General features: G+C 64.7%; 14 protein-coding genes and 1 pseudogene. 2 read left to right on the forward strand and 13 right to left on the reverse strand.

Going from position 1 to position 20,585, the window contains the following annotated elements; genetic code table 11:
- Window positions 1-58: 58 nt before the first annotated feature.
- Both G5S35_RS09305 and G5S35_RS09310 read right to left on the reverse strand, forming a co-directional pair.
- On the reverse strand, window positions 59-1,420 hold the full coding sequence (locus G5S35_RS09305; RefSeq protein WP_065061149.1) for an MFS transporter: 1,362 nt from the start codon (window positions 1,418-1,420) through the stop codon (window positions 59-61).
- Between the two features lie 80 nt (window positions 1,421-1,500).
- Window positions 1,501-3,864: a cytochrome P450/oxidoreductase gene (locus tag G5S35_RS09310; protein WP_183038236.1), complete on the reverse strand. Its 2,364-nt coding sequence runs from the start codon at window positions 3,862-3,864 to the stop codon at window positions 1,501-1,503.
- Window positions 3,865-4,008: 144 nt separating this feature from the next.
- On the opposite strand from G5S35_RS09310, the gene G5S35_RS09315 reads away from it, so the two are divergent.
- On the forward strand, window positions 4,009-4,956 hold the full coding sequence (locus G5S35_RS09315; RefSeq protein WP_237181276.1) for an IclR family transcriptional regulator: 948 nt from the start codon (window positions 4,009-4,011) through the stop codon (window positions 4,954-4,956).
- 77 nt (window positions 4,957-5,033) lie between these two features.
- Here the strand turns inward: G5S35_RS09315 and G5S35_RS09320 are convergent, their stop codons facing one another.
- Window positions 5,034-6,377: a cytochrome-c peroxidase gene (locus tag G5S35_RS09320; protein WP_183038237.1), complete on the reverse strand. Its 1,344-nt coding sequence runs from the start codon at window positions 6,375-6,377 to the stop codon at window positions 5,034-5,036.
- A gap of 4 nt (window positions 6,378-6,381) precedes the next feature.
- Complete coding sequence (locus tag G5S35_RS09325) at window positions 6,382-7,677, reverse strand: alkaline phosphatase family protein (RefSeq protein ID WP_074986381.1); 1,296 nt, start codon at window positions 7,675-7,677, stop codon at window positions 6,382-6,384.
- A 353-nt stretch (window positions 7,678-8,030) separates the two neighbouring features.
- Here G5S35_RS09325 and G5S35_RS09330 point away from each other — a divergent pair, with 353 nt between their 5' ends.
- Window positions 8,031-9,494, forward strand: coding sequence for an NYN domain-containing protein (locus tag G5S35_RS09330; RefSeq protein ID WP_183038238.1), 1,464 nt, complete (start codon window positions 8,031-8,033; stop codon window positions 9,492-9,494).
- Window positions 9,495-9,758: 264 nt separating this feature from the next.
- On the opposite strand, the pseudogene G5S35_RS09335 reads toward G5S35_RS09330, so the two are convergent.
- The 9 genes and pseudogenes from G5S35_RS09335 to G5S35_RS09375 all read right to left on the reverse strand — a co-directional run.
- Window positions 9,759-9,992, reverse strand: a pseudogene (locus G5S35_RS09335) (hypothetical protein); the annotation flags it as partial.
- Window positions 9,993-10,097: 105 nt separating this feature from the next.
- Window positions 10,098-10,931, reverse strand: a complete 834-nt coding sequence (locus tag G5S35_RS09340; protein ID WP_065061145.1) for a bestrophin-like domain — start codon at window positions 10,929-10,931, stop codon at window positions 10,098-10,100.
- The gene (locus G5S35_RS09345) at window positions 10,928-13,195 is read right to left on the reverse strand and encodes a cation:proton antiporter (RefSeq protein ID WP_110329307.1); all 2,268 of its coding nucleotides are present in this window, start codon (window positions 13,193-13,195) and stop codon (window positions 10,928-10,930) included. Before G5S35_RS09345 ends, G5S35_RS09340 begins: the two co-directional genes overlap by 4 nt.
- Before the next feature lie 70 nt (window positions 13,196-13,265).
- The gene (locus tag G5S35_RS09350) at window positions 13,266-13,853 is read right to left on the reverse strand and encodes a LutC/YkgG family protein (RefSeq protein ID WP_110329308.1); all 588 of its coding nucleotides are present in this window, start codon (window positions 13,851-13,853) and stop codon (window positions 13,266-13,268) included.
- A complete protein-coding gene (locus G5S35_RS09355; RefSeq protein ID WP_080180562.1) occupies window positions 13,840-15,321 on the reverse strand; it encodes a lactate utilization protein B in 1,482 nt (493 codons plus the stop codon). The genes G5S35_RS09350 and G5S35_RS09355 overlap by 14 nt, the downstream gene beginning before the upstream one ends.
- On the reverse strand, window positions 15,318-16,061 hold the full coding sequence (locus G5S35_RS09360) for a (Fe-S)-binding protein (protein WP_074986392.1): 744 nt from the start codon (window positions 16,059-16,061) through the stop codon (window positions 15,318-15,320). Before G5S35_RS09360 ends, G5S35_RS09355 begins: the two co-directional genes overlap by 4 nt.
- Before the next feature lie 158 nt (window positions 16,062-16,219).
- Window positions 16,220-17,434, reverse strand: coding sequence for a porin (locus G5S35_RS09365; RefSeq protein WP_080180563.1), 1,215 nt, complete (start codon window positions 17,432-17,434; stop codon window positions 16,220-16,222).
- 177 nt (window positions 17,435-17,611) lie between these two features.
- Window positions 17,612-19,069, reverse strand: coding sequence for an APC family permease (locus tag G5S35_RS09370; protein WP_074986393.1), 1,458 nt, complete (start codon window positions 19,067-19,069; stop codon window positions 17,612-17,614).
- Window positions 19,070-19,403: 334 nt separating this feature from the next.
- Window positions 19,404-20,408, reverse strand: a complete 1,005-nt coding sequence (locus G5S35_RS09375; RefSeq protein ID WP_065061141.1) for an AraC family transcriptional regulator — start codon at window positions 20,406-20,408, stop codon at window positions 19,404-19,406.
- Window positions 20,409-20,585 lie beyond the last annotated feature (177 nt).

Below are 20,585 nucleotides of genomic sequence, written 5' to 3' on the forward strand. Positions count from 1 at the left end.
TTCGTTTTCGAAGAAGCCGGCATTCGTCAGGCCGGAAGTCGGCATTCGCCCGGAGTGGCTACGGAGAAACCCGTATTTCGGTGCGCGTTTGTGCGGCGTTCGCGCGATGGATCGCCATGATGCCGAGGAGCGAGATGCACGCCGGCACGGCCGCCGCCACGAACAGCGCCGACGACGACCAGTTCAGATGCAGCAGCGCGCCGCCGAGCACCGGGCCGACCACGGACCCGATGCGTCCCACGCCGAGGCTCCAGCCGATGCCTGTCGAGCGCAGCGACGTCGGATAGTAGGTCGCGGCGAGCGCGTTGAGCGCGGGCTGCCCGCCGATGATCGAGAAGCCCGTGAGGAAAATCGCCACGAACATCGCGACCACCGAAACCATCACCGCCGGATTGCCGATGGCCGCCGTCGACACGATGGCGATCAGGAACGTGCTGGCCAGCACGCGCGTAAACCCCGCCATGTCGATGATGCGCCCGAGCAGCAGCGTGCCGATCACGCCGCCGCCCCACAGCGCGGTGCCCGCGAGCACGGCGGTCTGGGTCGAATAGCCGGCGTCGCGGATCACGGTCGGCAGCCAGTTCGAGAGGAAATACATATCGAGCAGATTCGCGAAGTTCACGATCCACAGCAGCACCGTCACGCGTGCGCGGCCTTCCTTGAACAGCTCGACGAACGGCAGGCCGCGCGAGCGCGTTTCGGCACTCGTGAGCACGACGTCATCAGGCAACGCGAGCGTGGGCGCGATACGCGCAAGTTGCCGGCGCACGCGCGCCGCGCCGCGTGCGCTGCCCTGCTGGCGAAACAGCAGGAACTGGATCGATTCCGGCAACGCGAGCCACATCAGCACGCCCATCGCAAGCGGAATGGCGCCGCCGACGAAGAACACCGCGCGCCAGCCAAACGCCGGAATCAGCACAGCGGTGATGAGGCCGCCCACCACGCCGCCGAGCGTGAAACCGCAGGACACGATCATCATCAGCGTGACGCGGATCCGGCGCGGGCTGTATTCGCCCGCGAGCGCCATCGCGTTCGGCATGATGCAGCCGAGACCGAGACCGGCGAGAAAACGCCAGACGATCAGTTGCTCGATCGTCTGCGCAAAACCGGTGGCGATCATGCACGCCGAGAAAAACAGCGTCGCGCCGATCAGCACGGGACGGCGGCCGATCTTGTCGGCGAGCGCACTGAACGTGAGCGAACCGATGAGCATGCCGAACAACCCCGCACCGAACACCGGCGCAAGCGTTTCCCTCGCAATGCCCCATTCGCGGATCACGACCGGCGCAACGTAGCCCATTGCCTGGACGTCGAAGCCGTCCATCACGAGGCACAGCGCGCACAGCGCCACCACCAGCAATTGATACGGGCCGAACCGGCTCGCGTCGACGACGCCCGTCACCTCCACGGTCTTGCTCATCCTTGTGTCTCCAAACGATATCTTTTTAGTCTTGATGGTGTCTTGATGCGGTCTCGCTCGCGCGGCAGTCTTCGGCGACGCTAGAGTTCGAGCACGATGCGCTGTCCTTTCGCACGCGAACAGCAAGCCATCATGCGCGTCTGCGTGTCGCGTTCGGCGCGCGTAAGCACGACATCGCGATGATCGATCTCGCCCGCCAGCACGCGCACTTCGCACGATCCGCACAGGCCTTCTTCGCAGTCGCTCTGCACGTCGATATTCGCGCGGCGCAGTGCGTCCAGCACGGTCTGATCGGCGGCAACCGGCAGCACGAGTCCCGAATCCTTGAGTTCGACCTCGAAGGCATGTTCGTCAGCCGGATCGAGCTTGCCCACGCTCGCCGCGAAATGCTCCACGCGCAACGCGTCTTCGGGCCACGCCGCGCTCGCGGCTTCGAGCGCTTCCAGCATGCGCGCCGGACCGCACGCATAGACGCGCGTCAGCGCATCCACGCGCAGCGCGCCGAAGTCGTTGCGCGTGCCTTCCTCCGACACATGCACGCAAAGCCGCTCGCCATGCAACTGCGTGAGTTCGTCGATCAGCGCCATATTTGCGCGCGCACGGCCGCTGTAATGCAGTTCGTAGTCGATGCCGAGTTCGCGCGCGCGGCGCGCCATCGCACTGACCGGCGTGATGCCGATGCCGCCCGCGATGAAAATCGCGCGGCGTCCTTCTTCATCGAGCCGGAAATGATTGCGCGGGCCGCGAATCTTCAGACGCATGCCTTCGCGCAGCGTGTCGTGCACCCACACGGAACCGCCGCGACTTTCAGTTTCGCGCAGCACCGCGATCTCGAACGCGTGCGTGTCGGCCGGATCGCCGCACAGCGAGTACTGACGCGAGACGCCGCTCTCGCCGCATTCGACGTCGATATGCGCGCCCGGCGCCCAGCGCGGCAGCACGCCGCCATCGGGCGCGACCAGACGCAGGCGCACGATGTCCTGCGCCACGCGCTCCACGCGCTCGACCACCACCGGGCGGCTCAACGCATGCGCCGACGGCTCGCCGATACGCACCGGCACCTCGGCATCCAGCAGCGCGCGGTTCGCGCGTTCGGGATTCTGCTTCGGGTCCCACTCGACCCAGACATGCTCCGGACCCCGGAACGACGTGTTCGGCACATAAGAGAATTGCTGCTCGGCGAGCCGCATATGCGGCAGGCGGCGCGTGAACTCCTCGAGGAAAATCTGCATCTCCATGCGCGCGAGATTCTTGCCCATGCACTGATGCGAGCCATAGCCGAAGGTCACGTGATCGCTGGCGTTGTCGCGGCGAATATCGAACAGATCGGCGTCGGCGAAATGACGTTCGTCGTGATTCGCCGACGACGTCACGATCAACAACTTCGCGCCCGCCGCAATCTCGATGCCGCCAATCCGCACGTCTTTCGTGACGAGCCGACGCCACGCAGCCACCGAACCGTTGTGGCGCAAACACTCCTCCACCGCGTTCGGAATCAGGCTCGGGTCCTCGCAGATCTCGCGCCACGCGCGCGGATGCTGCAACAGCAGCTTCATCGCATTGGCCGTGGCGTTCGCGGTGGTTTCGTGGGCGGCCACGATACCCGCCATCATCATCGAATGCAGATACGAGTCGGTGACGACGTCCGGCTGTTCCTGCTGTTTGCGAATGCCGTATTGCATCCAGCCAGGACCGTCGGGCTGCTGGCGCATCTTGTCGAGCACCTTGCCCGCGAACTGCCAGAAGTTGCCCACCGCGTGCGCGACCGCGACCTGCTCCTCGGGACGCGGACGTCCCCACGTATTGACCGTATGCGCGATCGAATACTGGCGCAGCAGATCCATGTCCTCCTCGGGCACGCCGAGAAAATGCAGCGCCACCGTGAGCGGCACTTCCCAGAGCATCTGATCGACGAGATCGGCGCGGCCCGAGTCGATGAAACGATCGACGTACTCGCGCGTGAGACGGCGCACCATCGGCTCGTGATGCTTCAGATGCTCGGGCGTGAACGGCTCCATCAGCGCGCGGCGACGCGGCATGTGCGCCGGTTCGTCCTCGTTCACGAGCGTGCGGTTCATCGCGTAGCCATACGACGCCAGCACTGCATTCGCTTCCGGCCCTGTGGGCGTGATCTTTTCGAGCGCGATGGACGGCGAGAACGTGAGGTTGTCGCGGAAGATCGCCTTGATGTCGTCGTAGCGCGTGACGACCCAATAGCCGAGTTGCGGGCTGTAGAACACCGGCTCCTGCTCGCGCGCCCAGCGCACGTATTCGGGCGGGTCCTGCTGATAGCCGTCGCTGAAAGGGTCGAATGCGGCGGCGTGGGTGCTCACCGCATGATTCGCATGCATCGGACAGCGCGCGGCGTCCTGCGTATTCGGGACCGCCTGCGCGGCGTGGGGAAACGGGCATCGCCCGGACGTTTGTGAAGGTGTCTCGCTCATCGTCCTGCCTCCTGCTGGGTGCGTCGACGTTACGTCGATTTCGTTTTGCGTAACTCTAGTACGCATTGCGTAATTGCGAGATAGGGGTTAACCTCGGCCCACGCCGTCATCCGCGCGGAGCGGCCCTGACACTAGAATCGCCGTATGAAAAAAACCGCAACGTCCACGCCCGCGGCTTCCGCCACGACCGCCACGAACGCCAGGCATGCCGGGCCCGCCGCCGCACGACGCAAATCGTCACGCGCCGCGCCCGCCTCATCCGCCCCTGAAAACGCCGACGCGCCCGTCACGCCGGTGACTCGCGAGCGCCGCCAGCGCGTGCAGTCCGCGCAGACCGGCATGGCCGTGCTCAAGGGTCTCGCGCGCCTCGGCGGCCGCGCGAGTCTCTCGGGACTCGCCGCCTTCGTGAGCGAAAGTCCCGCGAAGGTGCATCGCTATCTGGTGAGTCTGATCGAAGAAGGACTGGTCGCGCAGGACAGCGCCACGCAGCAATATCAGCTCGGTCCCGAGGCGATGATGATCGGCGTGGCCGCGATGCGTCAGGCCGATCCCGTGCGCATCGCCGAGCCTGCACTCGTGCGGCTGCGCGAATCGCTCGAAGTGACGTCGTTCGTCGCGGTGATGGGCAACAAGGGGCCGACGATCATCCGCTTCGAGGAACCGGGCCTGCCCGTCACGGTGAACGTGCGTGTGGGCTCGGTGATGTCGCTGCTCTGGTCGTCGACGGGACGCGTGTTTCTGGGCCTGCTCGACGATACGCGCGTGCTCGCACAGGCGCAGGAAGAACTCGCGCACGCCGACGCCGATCTGCTCGGCCAGCTCGCGCAATTCGACGCGCGCGATCCGATCGGCGCGTTGCGCAGCGCCGTGCAACGCGCGCGCTGCGCGAGCGTGAAGGATACGAATCTCAAGGGGATCAGCGCGGTATCGGCACCGCTGTTCGATCACACCGGCAAGCTCTGCGCGGTGCTCACGGCGCTCGGCGCGACGGGCGGCTTCGACGCCACGCCCGATGGTCCGATCGGACGCGCGCTGCGCGACGAAGCGGCCGCCGCGAGCGCGTTGCTCGGGTATAGTGCGCCCGCAGTTTAAAACCGTTGTTTGATTAAATCGCGGCGCGCTCTTTTAATTACGCGCGCCGCGAATTTTATTGCCGCTTCATTGCCGCTTCATTGCCGTTTGATTGGCGCGCTCGTCGTGCTGATCTTCACGAATCTCGCGCTCGCCGTAGGCGGATTGGTCGGCAGGTAACCGTCGTCGAGCGTTTTGAGGAACGCAATCACATCGTCGATATCGCGCGCATTCCAGGCGGGCTTGCCGCCCGGCTTGCGCGTCAACGGCTCATCGACAGTATCGACATTCACGCGCTCCGCGGCGGGCAAATCGTCGAACTTCACGACATGGCCGTGGCGATCCTTCGGATACCACTTCTCCGGATTCGTATCGCGTTCCACGTAGAAACGCAGTGCGTCGCGCAGCGTATGAAAACGCCCGTTATGGAAAAACACTTCGCGCGTGGCGACGTTGCGCAGCGTCGGCGTTTTAAACAGACCGCAGTAATTCTTGTTGCTCGACACGTCGGTGCGCACCGGACCGCACAAACCTTTGTCGAAATACTTCGGATCGCGGTTCGCGCGCAGTTCCGGATTACGCGGCACGCCAAGCGCTTCGAACTGGTAATCGGTAAAGAGCGGATGCGCGCCGTTCGCGCCGACCTGATCGATATGGCACGACGCGCAATTGCCGCCGTTCGGATCGTCGAACAGCTTCTTGCCGCGCATTTCGCTCGCGGTGAATTCGGCTTTGCGCTCGAGCACCGCATCGAACTTGCTGGTGTACGAATGGAAGCCCGGCTCTTCGAGTTCGAAGCGCTCGACCGCCTGCATCGCCTGATGCACGGCCGCATCCTTCGAGACGAAAATCGTCTCGCCGAACAGTTGTTTGAACCGCGCGGCGTACGGCGCGCGCTCCAGCTTCGCGGCCACCTCCGCCGTATCGCGATTGGCCATCTCGTTCGGATTGAACAGCGGGAACAGCGCCTGATCGTGCAGCGTGTTGTAGCGGCCGTCCCACGCGAAGCCGCCGGCGGGCGGGCTGTCGGCATCGGTCAGACGCTCGAAGACGCTCGCGGCCTGCACGTGGGTCCACACCGGCGTGCGGTTGAGCACGTAGCCGAGCGTGGGCACCGCGCGCGTGCCCTGCGCATGCAGATCGGCGCCGCCGGGTTGCGCGGCGAGGCCGTTGGGCGGACCGTAGGCATGCGCGGGACTGTGGCAGCTCGCGCACGACATGCGGCCCGACGCGGACAGCGACGGGTCGTTGAAGATGAGCTTGCCGAGCGAGGCAACGTCGCTGAGCGCGGGCTGGGATTGCGCGGGCGAACCGGGTGACGAAGACTGCGCATGCGCCGCACCGATACCCGATGCGGCCAAAGCCGCCAGCGCGGTTGCGCCGGCGGCCAGCGCAGTCGCGACGGCGCGACGCGCCGCCTGACGTGCGTGGAAAACGGTCATCGGCTTAGAGGCTCGTGAAGATGTCCTTGCCGAAACCGACCAGCCCCGACTGCCCCGCATAACCAAGGTGGGTCAGACCGAAGATGTCCTCGATGCTCTTGAGCATCGAATAATGGTTGTACTGCACCGTCGACACCGTACCCGGCTTGATGAACTTCGAGAGCATGACCGCGCCCGTGCGGTCGCCGCCGTAGCTCGTCTTCGTGAGCACGAGATTGATGTTGCCGGTCACGCCCGACGGCACGGTCATGCCGAGCTTCGTCAGGTACGCGGCGGGCACCGTGCCCATCGTCGCCGACTGCGGGAAGGTGCCGAGATTCGGGCCTTCCTGCTGGCTGCAGCAGGTGTCCCCCGCGAAGGTGAAGTCCACCTCGCTCGAACTCGGCATGCTCACCGAGGCATAGCTGCTTTCGTCGAAGTTGATGATCAGCAGACCGTCCTGCTGATACGCCGGCGACGCCATGATGATGGGCACCCACTTTTGCAGGAACGCATCGGCGGACACGAGACCGCCCGTCGCGCCGTTCGCGCACGGCGAGTCGTGGCCGTCGTCACAGGTGCTCGGCGTGATCAGGTTGAAGTTCGCCGTGGTCGCGACCGTCTTGAGGTCGGTCGTCAGGTTGTTCAGATTCACCACGTTCTTCTCGCAGTCCGGCGAGTCGATGATCGAGTGGAAATACATGAACGGGTTGTGACGCGTGGCGTACGAGTCGCCCAGCGGCGTGGTGGCGTTCGGGGCTTCCTGGGTGTTCGTCAGGTCGGTGGTGTTCAGCGTCGGGTGGCCGCAGGTCGCCGCCTCGCGCGCCGGGTCGTTGCCCATGTCGCCTTCGTAGCCTTTCCACGTGAGGTTCGCGGCCGTGAGCTGGTCGGCGATGGTCTTCACGCTGGCCGGATACACGCAGCCCGTGCCGATAGCCTGACCGTCCGAGGTCATGCCCGTGAGGCTGAAGTCCTCGTAGGTCGTGCAGTCGTTATCGGTCTGCAGCGTCGGCGACTGACCGCTGATCATCGAAATATAGTTGTCGAGGCTGACGTGGCCCGTACCGTAATACTGCTGCACGAGCGCGCCCTGCGAAGTCAGCGTATTCGCCAGATACGGCGCCTTGGTGGTCGAGCTGAACGTCGTCGTGTAGTTCTCGTTTTCGAGCGTGATCACGAACACGTGACGAATCTGCTGGGTCGTGCCCGCGACGGTGGAATTCACCGACGAGCCACACGCGCTCACGAAAAGCGCAACGAATAGCGCGGCGAAGACGGTCGCGCAAAACGCGCCGAATTTGCCCTTGAAGCAAACAGCCATGGGAGTCCTCTGTTGTGTCGAGTCGTTATCGATTTTTTTGGTACCCATCCGACGCTGAGTGAATGGGCCGCGCAAGCTTAGGTAGCGTGTGTGACCAAACCATGAAAAAACCGGCCTTTCAGGCACGTTCGTGCAAAAACCACAGAAACGCAGCATGCTTGCGCGCGCAACGGACTCCATCGCGCGCGCGGCGTTTCACATATGAACTGCGAGGGGTTTCGTCGAGCGCGGATCGGCGGGCGATCGAGATCGAAATCGTCTTGATCGCGGGTGGCCGGTTGCCGGTTTTCAGCCCGCCTGGCCGCGAGGGGCTATCATGTACGTTCGTACCGTAGATGGAACAAACGAATCACATGGCCTCCCCTCAGGAAAACGTCAGCATGGCGGTGTTCTGCGACTTCGAGAACGTCGCGCTCGGCGTGCGCGACGCGAAGATCGACCGCTTCGATATCAAGCCGGTGCTCGAGCGCCTGCTGCTCAAGGGCAGCATCGTCGTGAAGAAGGCCTATTGCGACTGGGAACGCTACAAGGGCTTCAAGGCCTCGATGCACGAGGCGAGTTTCGAGCTGATCGAAATCCCGCACGTGCGCCAGTCGGGCAAGAATTCCGCCGATATCCGCCTCGTCGTGGACGCGCTTGATCTCTGCTATACGAAATCGCACGTCGACACCTTCGTGATCGTGAGCGGCGACTCCGACTTCTCGCCGCTCGTCTCGAAGCTGCGCGAGAACGCGAAGAAAGTGATTGGCGTGGGCGTGCGGCACTCCACGTCCGACCTGCTGGTCGCCAATTGCGACGAATTCATTTTCTACGACGATCTGGTGCGCGAACTCGTGCGCGAGCAGCAGTCGCGCGGCAAGGGCCGCGACGGCGGCGCGAATGCGAAGCGCCAGGGCGGCGACGAGCGTCAGGCGAAGCCGGAGACCGCCGAGGATCGCAGCGAGGAGCGCAAGGCCAAGGCCATCGCGCTCACCGTGGAAACGCTCGATGCGCTCGGTTACGAGCGCGGCGACAGCGGCAAGATCTGGGCCTCGGTGCTCAAGAGCGCGATCAAGCGCCGCCGTCCGGACTTCAACGAGGCGCGCTACGGCTTCCGCGCGTTCGGCAATCTGCTGGAGGAAGCGCAGGCGCGCGGCCTGCTCGAAGTGGGCCGCGACGAGAAGTCCGGCACCTACGTGACGCGCACGAGCCCGCCGGCGGTGGCGGGCACGCCTGCGGCGTCCACGAGCGCCACCACGGCCGCTACGACGCCCGCTGCCGAGGAAACGCCCGCACCGCGCAACGACGAATCGCGCTCGCGCCGCAAGGGTCGCCGCAATGGCCGCAACGCGCAGGCTCAGGGCGACGAGGCGCGCGAGTCGAATCATGCGAATGAATCGAACGACGCCGCGGTGGCATTCGAAGCGAGCGAGCGCGAAGACGTGCAGGTGTTCGAAGCCGACACGCAGCACGGCGACCTGTTCGCCGACACGCGCCGTCACGACGCGGCGATGCCGCTGTTCGAAGTGCCGCCTTTCGACGTCGATACGGCTGACGCGCCGCAAGCTCAGGCCGAAGCCGAGCCCGAAGCGCCCCGTCGCGCCCGCAAGACCGCTTCGCGCAAAAGCACGGCGCGCAAGAAGGCCGCGAAGCCTGCTGTTGAGGCTGTAGAAACCGCCGAGGCCGTGCACGACGTTACGCACGATGTCGCGCCGGAATCAGCGGCCGAGCCGGCCGAATCCGCGTCTGCGCAAGCCGCCGCGCCCAGCAAGAAGGCGCCGAAGAAAACCCCGGCGCGCCCGCGCCGTCCGCGCAAGACGGCCACGCCGGAAAGCTAGGCGGCCTCAGTCGCCGAACGGGTTCGCCGGGCGCTTGCGCGGCGGCTCGTTCGCTTCGTCATCGGGAGCCTGCGGCGCGCCGAACGGATCGCCGCCCGACTTCGCGGGCGTGGCATCGCCAAACGGATTCGCCTTCGCGGCGCGCGTCGTGTCGCCGAACGGATTGACGGGTGCATTCGATGCGCCCGCGCCGCCGAACGGATCGGCCGCTGCACGGCGCGGCGTTTCCTCTGCTTCAGTGGCGTCCGCAGCTTCGTCGCCTTCCGCGAGGTTGTACTCGTTCTGCACCTGCGCGAGCACGCCCGCGATGCTCGCCTCGAAACCCGCCGCATTGCCGAAGTGCTTCATCGTCCAGTTGCAGCCCGTGCGATCAGCGGCCTGGATCTGCGGACGCGGCACGACAATCTTCACGCCGTCCTCCACCACTTCCTGCAAGCGCTGAAGGCGGCGCTTCACCTCGTCCTGCAGTCGCGATGCGTTGAGTGTCTTGCGCAGCATCGGTGAGCTCCTGTTCCTGTTTGCCGGTTTCCCGATCACATCGATCCGATGCGATGCGCGAGTCTAGCGCAATGCCGCACGTCGCTGCGCGCGTTACCAGGGACGTTACTGCGCACGCGGCAGCAGCACGCCGGGATCGCGCGGCACGTTCATGTGCCGGAGCGCGTCGCGCATGGCATCGCTGGCGATAATGATCTGCCCCGTGAACGGCGTATCGAGATCGACGATCACATACACCGACGACGAGATCGACACCGCACCCAGCACGATCATCACGGCGGCCAGCGAGTTATGTGGCGCGACCAGTCCGAAGCTCAGAAAGATCAGCATGAGCCAAAGTGTGAGCATGGCGAAGAACGGCCGTGAGATCGTGCCGTGCGCCTCCTCGATCAGTCGCCAGCGCGTATCGCGCACGCGCGCGAACAGATCGCCCAGACGTGTCGCGAGCGCCGCCTGATAGCGGTCGTGCGGATCGAACAACGCAATCTGATGACCGACCGTGTTGAGCATCGCGCCGAGTTGCGTGCTTTCCAGCTCGCCGTCACGCGCGCCCTGGACGCGCGGATAATAATCGCCCGGCGGCGCGCCCTCCTGCGGCCACGTCGAGGCGATCGCCGCCGCCGTGTAGACACGCAGCGCGTGGCGCGTGGCGTCGGCGCCTTCGCCATAGTCGCGCAGCCGCGAGTCGAGCTGGATCAGGTCCGCCGCGTAAGCGCGCATGTCGTCGGTGGCGGTGTCATAGCTCGTTTTCGCCGATGCGGTGAGCAGGCTCAGCACCAGCGCCGCGAACGTCACGAGCATGCCGACAACGAGTTGCACGAGCTGCACGGTCTCGTGCTTGCGATGTTCCTCGGGCAGCAGAGGCTTGAGCAACACCCCCAGGCCGGTGCCGCCAAGCAGCAGCACGAAGACGAGCGCCGCGTAGCCGAGTTCGGTCATGGCGCGGCTCGCTGTTCGGGGGCGCTTTCATGCGCGCTTTCATGCGTGCCTTCATGCGCGCTTTCCTCGCGCGGCGCCTGCTCGACGGACTCGCTGCGTGCCGTCGCCGCGTCGCGCGACGCATCGGCTTCGTCGATCGAAATCGGCGCGGCGTCCTCGTGCGCGAGCGCCGCCTCCGAAGGCAGCAGCACGCCCGGATGCGCGCGCGGCACCGCGAGCTTCCACGCCACGTCCAGCTCGCGGCGAATCGAATCGTAGATCTCCTTCGAGATCGAGCGGTCCTCGTACATTGCCACCACGCGCGCGCGGCCTTCGCGCAGCGCGTACAGCAACATCATGCGGCGCTCCAGCACGTCGGCGCCATGTCCAAAGCAGGCGCGCACTTCATCGAGCCCACGCTCCACCGCTTCGATGCGCCCCTTCAGTATGGTGCCCAGCAGCTTCGCGAGCCGCGCGCCGAGCAGCGGCGTCAGGCTCGTTTCCGAGAACGCGTACAACTCGTGCAGCACGACGCGCCGGCACATCAAGAGTTCGAAACGGTCCGCGAGCGCATCCGAGTAGGGCTGCGTGATATGCACCCAGCGCGCGACGAAACGCGCGAGACGCAGGCCCGGCGTATCTTCGAGAATGCGTGCTGCCGCGCGCTGATAGCCGATGCGGCCCGACACGCGCGACTCCTCGATCATGGCGTCGGTGTTCTGCATCATCGCATCCAGATTGCGGACCGTGATGATGCCGCTGCCATAGCGCGGAATCAGATCGCGCTCTTTCGACGCCAGCGTGACGAGCCCGATCGCCAGACGCTCGCGCTCGGACAACGCCACTTCGATATCGAAAGCCGTCGTGCAGAGGTCGATGCTGCGGCGGAACGTGCTGCACGCTTCGTCGGCGATCACATCGGAAATGCGGAACGTGCGGGCCGCCGCATGCACTTCCTCGGAGACGCGGATCGACGAAAGCTGCACCGCTTGCTGCTGCAATGCGGTCTCTTGCGGCGAGAGCAGATCGAGTTTGAGCCGCTTGATCAGCAGTTTCAGCGACGAGCCGTTGACGATCAGGCTCACCAGCACGAAGCCGGTCGCGAGGATCGCCACGAAGCGGCGCGTGCTTTCCGGCAGCGCCTCGTTCTGCGCGAGGCCGAGTGCGAGCACCAGCGTGACCGCGCCGCGCAATCCGCCCCATGCGATCACGAGTTTGTAGGCGGCGCTCACGGGCTCGGTGAGTTTCAGCTTGCTCAACAGCGGCAGCATGCCGAACGCCACCACGAGGCGCGCGAGCAACGCGGCGATCACGACCACCACGAGCGCGAGCAGATCGCCCCAGTGCGCCGCGCTCAAGGTGGCGGGAATCTGCATGGCCGCGAGCAAAAAGATCGCCGCGCCCGCCATCGCCGCGACCTGTTCCCAGATCAGTTGCAGATGCTCCCAGTTACGCGGCGACAGACGCGTGCGCCCCAGCCCGCTGATAACGAGGCCGGCCGCCACCACCGCCACCACCCCCGACACGTGCAGCACCTGATCGGCGAGCAGATAGAGCGGATACGGCAGTGCGAAGCTCAGCGAGATTTCGGCCTTGCCCTCGCCGCCCAGATTCGGCAGCAGATACGCGACGGCGCGTCCGGCCAGCGCGCCCACCGCGAGGCCGCCAACGAGTTCGACGGCGAGCGTGCGCAGCGCGGCGCTCGCCGTTGCCGCGGCGGCGTCACCGGTGATGGCGGCAATCAGCACGCTCGCGATGGCGATCGCGGCCGCGTCGTTGAGCAGGCTCTCGCCTTCCACGAGGCGCACGAGGCGCGCGGGCGCGCCCACTTCGCGGAACACGGCGAGCACCGCCGAGGGATCGGTGGTGGCGACCATCGCGCCGAGCAACAGGCCGTCGGTGACCGGCCCGAGTCCCGTGAGGCCGATGCCGCCGCCGACCATCGCCGTCGCCACGAACACGGCGACGACCGCGAGCAGCAGGATGGGCGCGGCGTCGCCGAGCATCTCGCGCACGTTCACGCTGAGCGCGGCCTGGAACAGCAGCAGCGGCAGGAAGATCCAGAGATAGGCTTCGGGCGGCAGGCGCGGCTCGAGCGCGGGCGTGACGAAGCTCGACGCGAGTTGCGGCCACAGATCGCCGCTCGCCATATAGATGCCGCCCAGCGCGAAACCCCACGCCGCGAGCAGCACGGATTCGGACAGCGCGAATCGCAGACTCACGGCTTGCACCAGCGCGATACTCGCCAGCAGAAAACCGCTCAGTAGAAGAATGTGGATGACCATCGTCGCTCGCGTGACTGCCCGGCTTGCGAGATCGCCTCGATGTCGTGCGTGTCGAGCGCGCGCGGCACCGTCACGGCGCGGGCAACCACACGACGGTCAGCGATCTCACCCCTTGCGCGCCCTGAATGAGCACGCCCTCGATATCGGCGGTCGCGGACGGGCCCGTGACCAGCACCGCGTAACGCGCGTGACGGAAGTCGTCGCGCCAATACGCGTCCTGCAAACCCGCCACGACCGCAGCGGGATCGAGCAGCACATAAAGATGCTGCACGAGATAGCCGAGCGCGTTCACGCCGTATTCGCGCTCGCTCAGCCACACCGAACCCGTTTCCGCCACGCCGAAGCGCGCCCGCACCACGCCCACCTGCACGTCTTCGAGCGAGGCAGGCGGCGTATGTGCATCGATCGCGCGCGTGCCGGGCACTTCCGGCGCGCTGGACACGATGGACACGTCCGCGCCGAAGCGCGCCTGAATCTGCGCAAGCACCTCGCCGCCCGATGCAACTTGTGCGGTCTTTCCGCCCATCAGCGCCAGACTTGCGACGAAACGCTCGCGCACATCGCCCGGCGGCGCATCGAAGCCCGGCACTTCGGGCAGCGGTTCGGCGGCCGGTTGCGCCGCGCGCACGCGCGCCAGAAAAGTCTCACGACTGGCCATCGCCGCCTCCCTTGCCACGGTGTTTGCGATACCACGCATGAAACGTCGTGGATGGCGCCTGCGGCAGCGTGCGTTGGCGTCCCCAGATATTCAGCGGGTTATACAGCACGAAATTCGGCAGGCGTCGCAGCGCGCCATCGAGCGAACTCACGGCCGTGCGGTAGAGCTTCGGGCTCGCGAGCAGTTTGCCCGCCATTTTGAGCACTTCCTGCTTCACGAACGGCACCGCATGTTGAGCGGCGATCACTTCGCGCCATTGATAAATCTGTTCGTGAATATTGATTTTCACCGGGCACACATTGGTGCAACTGCCGTTGAGTGTGGACGCGAACGGCAGCGCGCTGAATCGTTTCAGATCGAAGGTGGGATTGATGATCGCGCCGATCGGTCCCGCGTAGGTGCTGCCATAAGACAGCCCGCCGCTGCGCCGATACACCGGACACGTATTCATGCACGCGCCACAGCGAATGCATTTGAGCGAATACCAGAAGTCGGGCATCGCGAGCCGCGCGCTGCGGCCATTATCGACAAGCACGAAATGCAGTTCTGCGCCTTCGCGCGGCGCACGGAAATGCGAGGTGTATTGCGTGATCGGCGAGCCGAGCGCGCTGCGCGAAAGCATGCGGATAAACACACCGAGATCGGACAGACGCGGAATCAACTTCTCGATGCCCATCGACACAATATGAATGGGCGGCACATTGGCCGAGAGATCGGCGTTGCCTTCATTCGTGCACACCACCACCGTGCCGGTTTCCGCCACCGCGAAATTGCAGCCCGTCATGCCCGCCGTGCGATCGCGCACGAACCACGGACGCGTATTCATGCGCTGACTTTCGGCCAGATAATGAATATCGTTGTTGTGCGGATCGGTGCCGATCGTACGGCCGAAGACCTGGGCCACGTCGTCGCGCAATTTGTGCACGGCCGGCACGACGATATGGCTCGGCGGCTGTTGATCGAGTTGCTGGATACGCTCGCCGAGATCGGTTTCCATCACCGCAATGCCGCGCTGCTCCAGATAAGGGCGCATCTCGCATTCGTCGGTGAGCATCGACTTGCTTTTCACGAGCGCCGTAATGCCGCGTTCGCTGAGAATGCGGAAAACCGTTTCGTTATGCTCGCCCGCCGTATCGGCGAAATGGACTTTTACGCCATTCGCTTCGGCCACGCGCGTGAACTGGTCGAGATAATCGGCCAGGTGCGAAAGCGTGTGCGCCTTGATCTGCGAAGCGAGCGTGCGCAACGTTTCCCATTCGGGAATTGCGTGCGCCTGGGCGTCGCGTTTCGTGCGCAGATCCCAGAGTCGTTTGTCGTGAAAGTCGACATGTTCGGGATGCGCGAGAAACGAGCCCGCGAGTTTCGCGTGCTCGACGCGCTTTCCAGAGTTCGCGTTGGCTTGACGCGGCGGTTCGAGCGGGCTCACGCTCGGATTCGGATTCGTCCTCGTGGGGGAACCGGCACTCATGCGCGCGCTCCGTTGAGCACCTGGGCGATGTGGATGAAACGCACGTCGGCCTTCATACGCTCCGCGCAGCCCTGCTGGTGCATGAGGCACGACATGTCGCCCGAGACGATGTACTGTGCGCCCGCGCTCACGTGATCGACGATCTTGTCCTGGCCCATGCGTACCGAGACCGCTTCTTCGGTCACCGCGAACGTGCCGCCAAAACCGCAGCATTCGTCGGGGCGTTTAGGCTGCACGAACTCGATGCCCTTGATGTGTTGCAGCAGTGCGAGCGGTTTCGAAAACGGCGCGCCGGCGATTTCGGACATCGACGCTTCGTGCAGATGACGCAGCGCGCTGCAGCTATTGTGCAAGCCCACACGCCAGGGGAATTCGGCCCACGGAAAATCGCGTGCGCCGAGCACGTCGTGCAAGAATTCGACCAGCTCGTAAGTGTTGGCGCGCACGCGGCGCACTTCGTCGGTCTGCTCGATGGCGGTGAGATGGTCGCGCACGTGGTTCACGCAGCTCGCCGACGGCCCGACGATATGATCGTAGCCCGCGAAGGCGCGCACGAACACGCGTTCCGCGCCCGCGGCGTCGGCCTGAGCGCCGCTGTTGGCCATCGGCTGGCCGCAGCAGGTCTGCTCCAGCGGATAGTCGACCTCGCAGCCGAACCGCTCCAGCAATTCGAGCGTGGCGATCCCCACCTCGGGGTAGAACGCGTCGATGAAACACGGGATGAACAGGGCAACTTTCATGCGAGGGCTCACGCGGAAAGCGGACCGGTTCATTTTAGCGCCGATCCGCCCGCCGGGCGCGCGAAGCGGCCAGGCGCCGCCCCGCTTGCCCCGCTTGTCCGGCCTGCCCCGCGCTTTTTTTGCGCGGTGCAACGCAACGCGCCCGTGCGCGCCCTCGCTCAGAAGTTGTGGCGAATCCCGGCGATCACTGCGAGTTGCTTGTCGGTGTCCGAATTCACGAGGTTCGGAATCTGCGCGAGATTGCGCGATGCGCCAGTCGATGCGTCGATCCCGATGCCCGCCCCCGACGACTTCTGGCCGATCGCCACCGCATAGAGCGCGGTCCGCTTGGAGAGGTTGTAGACTGCGCCGAGATTGATCTGATGCACGCGCGTCGACGAACTGTCGCCCGGATGGGCGTCGTTGAAAATATACGCAAAGCCGAATTGCAGCGCAGGCGAGTATTGCCACATCGTATTCAACTCCGCGATATCGAATGAGATATTCGCGCCTTGCGGTTGCGCGGCGCTGGCGAAGTACTGACTTTGCGACAGCCGCGTGTGCGTATAGCTCAGCGCCACCGTCACCGGACCGACGACGTACGAACCGCCCGCGCCCCAGATATCGATCTTCTGCGCATTCTGCAATTCGCAATACGAGGCGTCGGCATTCGCGCAACTGAAATCGCCGATATAGCCGCTCTCCCCGCCCAATGCCGCCTGCAAGGGATTGTGCAATTGCAGATAGCCCGCCGACAGCGACAGCGGACCGTGCGTGTAATTGGCCGCGAGCGACCAGCCGCGATTGCGCGAGAAGTCACCGGCGATGCCGCCGAGACTGAACAAGCCGTCCACGGTCAGGCCGCCGAAACTCGGGCTCAGATATTTGATCGAGTTATTGAAATTGAACGCTTCGTTGAGGTTATCGACATCGCCGAAATGCGAACCGTAAAGCGTTGCCCAGTTATTGCTCGATGCATACGCACCCAGGTAATCGGAGAACGGATCGTACTGACGCCCCAGCGTGAGCGTGCCGTAGTTCGCGTTCGCGACGCCCACCCACGCATTGCGATTGAACAGCGTGCCGCTTTGCAGCATCGCGCCGTTCTGCGTAAGCAGGCTGTTTTCCAGCGTGAAATTCACCGTCGTGCCGCCGCCGATGTCTTCACTGCCCGTGAGACCCCAGCGCGACGGCACGAGATTGCCGCCGCCCAGTTGCCAGTTCGAGTGGCCGTCGGTGCTGCCATCGGCGTGCGTGGTTTGCTGGTTCGTCGAATAGACGATGCCCGCATCCACGGTGCCGTACAGCGTGACGGAAGATTGCGCGTGTGCGCCGATCGCGAGGGTGCACGAAGCCAGCGCCAGCGCCGCGCGCTTGACGAAAAGATCTGCCATGTCGTTGTCTTTTTGAAGTGAGAGATCGCGCGGGCCGTCATGCGCCGGACGCGACCGGGCCACGGCGCGCGTCGTTCGCACGCGCCGCCCGCGTAGCTGCTGCCAGAGTTGACTGCTGGAGGTCGTGCTGAATGAAGCCTTCAGCGAGGCGCGGGGAACGCGCCCTCGCCCTGCCTGCTACTGCCCGAAGCGCGCGTAGATGTCGGGCCGCGCGCGCTTGAGCGCGAAGCCCAGCACGATGCCGAGCACGGCGACCGTGAGCACGATCCACGGAAACGCGCGCACGATGGCGCTATCGGAGCCCGAGAGCGCGTCCAGATTGCCGATCAGCACGAAGCCGATCCACAGCAGCCCGATGCCGCCCAGCACCGGCGCCGCGAGTGCGTGCCAGAAGCGCGTGTCCTTTTTCGTCGCGCGAAAATACGCGACCACCGCGAAACTCGTCACCGCCTGCAACATCACGATGCCGATCGTGCCCAACGCCGACGTGCAGCTAAAGACGATATTGAACGGGTCCGCGCCCACCATCACGAAGATGCCGATCGGCGCCAGCACCGAGAGCGTTTGCAGATAGCTCGCGAGATACGGCGAACCGTACTTCGGATGCAGGCGATCGAGTTTCGCAGGCAGCAGACCTTCGACCGACAGCGCGTGAATGTAGCGCACGATCGTGTTATGAAACGACAACAGGCTCGCGAAAATACTGGAGAGCAGCAACAGGCTCATCGCGGTCGTCATCGTGCCGCCGAGATATTTCGCCGACTGCATGAACCAAAAATCGCCAGGCTGTTTCGTCGCGACATCGGCCACGTCTTTCAAGCCGTATGCGCACACGATGGCCCACGTAACGAACGCGAAGAACACCAGAATCAACGACACCGACACATAGGTCGCGCGCGGCACCGTGATTTTCGGATCGCGACACTCCTTGCCGTAGATGGCCGTCGCCTCGAAACCGATGAACGACGCGAGCGCGAACATCACCGCAATGCCCATATGACCGCTGAAAACGTGCTTCGGCGCGAACGGTTCGAGCGTGAGTCCATCGGGGCCGCCGTGATGCGTCACGATGGCGAGCGAGAGCACGAGCAGAATGCCCATTTCGAGGCACATCAGCACGCCGAGCAGGCGGCTGTTGAGATCGATGCCGCGCAATCCCGTGATCTGCACGATGGCAAGACAAGCGAGCGAATACGCGTACCACGGCAGCGCGCTATGCAGCATCGGGCCGAGTACCACCGTGCAGAAAAATCCAAACAGGCCGTAGAGCGCGATCTGGATGCAGGTGTACGACAGCAGCGCGACGAGCGCGCCCGCCATGCCGAGCGGTCGCCCGAAACCCGCCGTGATGTAGGCGTAAAACGCACCGGCGCGCACGATGTGGCGGCTCATCGAGGCGAAGCCCACGCTGAACACGAGCAGCACCACGCCCGCGATCACGAACGCGCCCGGAATGCCCGCGCCATTGCCGAGGCTGATGGCCGGTGGCACCGCGCCGAGCATGCCGGTCAGTGGCGCGGCCGCCGAAATCACGAGAAACACGATCTGCCACAGGCCGAGGCGGCTGCGCTGCGGCGCCGAGGCGTCTGCGGCGTCATCGCCGACGAGGCCGGCGGTTGAAAACGGTTCGTTCATCGTTGCCTCTGCTGGTGTCTGGACTGTCATTCGCCATTCGACACGATGGGAACCGCGTGCCCTGGCGCTCGGGGAATCGAATCTCGCGGACGGCATTCGCGATGCCATTTCGTGAATCGATTGGAGCGCATGGTAGGCAGCTAAAAAATCCGGCGACCTGGCTTTCCGCGCCAAATTTTCGATAAAGTGCGCCAACACCCCTGCGGGTTTTTACTTAACGAGGCAAAAATTCCGAATTTGATTCGGATGACGAATCAATGAACGGAGCGGTCGAACGCCGCTCGCGCCGGCATAGCTTTCTATTTGTAAGCGCGCGGCGATTCGCGGACGGTCGCTATTTTTCCGGCCGCGCCCAGTTGCGCGTGGCGCGCCAGAGCACGGTGGCGTCGGCATAACCAACGGCGCGCGCGACCGCTGCGTTCGTCATGCCTTCCTGATCGCGCAGCACGGCCACGCTGCGTTGGCGCTCGTCGCGAATGATCTCGCGCACGGAGGTGCCCGCCTCCGCGAGATGGCGCTGCAAGGAGCGGTTCGAAAGTCCGAGGTCGCGTGCGATATCGGCCACCACGAGTTTCTCGCGCGCGAGTCGCCGCGTGACGAGATCGCGAACCTGATCGACGAGATTATGGGGCACGGTATCGCGCGAAATGAGGTCGGTGGCGTGACGCTCCATCAGGCGCGCAAGCTGGGTGTCGGCGCTTTTGAGCGGCGCGTCGAGATCGTGCGGATGCAGGACCACACCGCTCGCAGGCTGCTGAAAACGCACCGGCACGCGGAAAATCCGCATATAGGGTTTGATATCGGCGGGCGCGGCGTGCTCGAAATGGATCTCGACCGGCGTCCATTGCGCGCCGCGCACGAGGCGAATCATGTGGCACATCGCGCTCACGCTGTATTCGGCATCCTGACGACGCGGCCAGATGTTCGCATGCGCGATGCGATAGCTCCACATCGGCCATTCATTGTCGCTCACGAGGTCGACGAGCGTGGCGCTTTGCCATGAGGCCAACGCATCGGTGAATCTACGGATTGCGGAGCCGAGCGTCGGCGACGACATGAACACGAGCCCGGCCGGACCGAGTTCCGTGAGCTGCAATTCGTTGCCCAGACGCAGCCCGAGCCACGGCTCGTCGAGCACCTGCGCGGCGCGTTCGAACACCTCGACATAACGCCCCAGCGGCAGGATTTCATAAGGGTCCGACAACTGTCGGCGGCTCAAGCCGAACTCGTCGAGCAGCGCGTCGCAATTGGCGCCCGCGGCGTCGAGCGCGCGCACGATCGGACCCATCACGGCGCCGCGAATCATCGGATAACCGCTGTTCACCGGCACTCTTTTCATGTCTCGCTCCGTTCGCCTGACAGCTTCGTTCGCTCTGCGTATGGCGCACTCTATCGCCCCTTTGGCGCGTTCTGCAAGCGCGAAAAAAATACGGCGTTTCTACGATGGATGCACGACATCGCTCACGGCATCGCCACTCGAATCACCCTGCATTCAGCACTTCATACAGGGTTTCTC

The sequence above is a fragment of the Paraburkholderia tropica genome (assembly GCF_014171495.1).
In the GTDB taxonomy this organism is placed as follows: Bacteria; Pseudomonadota; Gammaproteobacteria; order Burkholderiales; family Burkholderiaceae; genus Paraburkholderia; species Paraburkholderia tropica.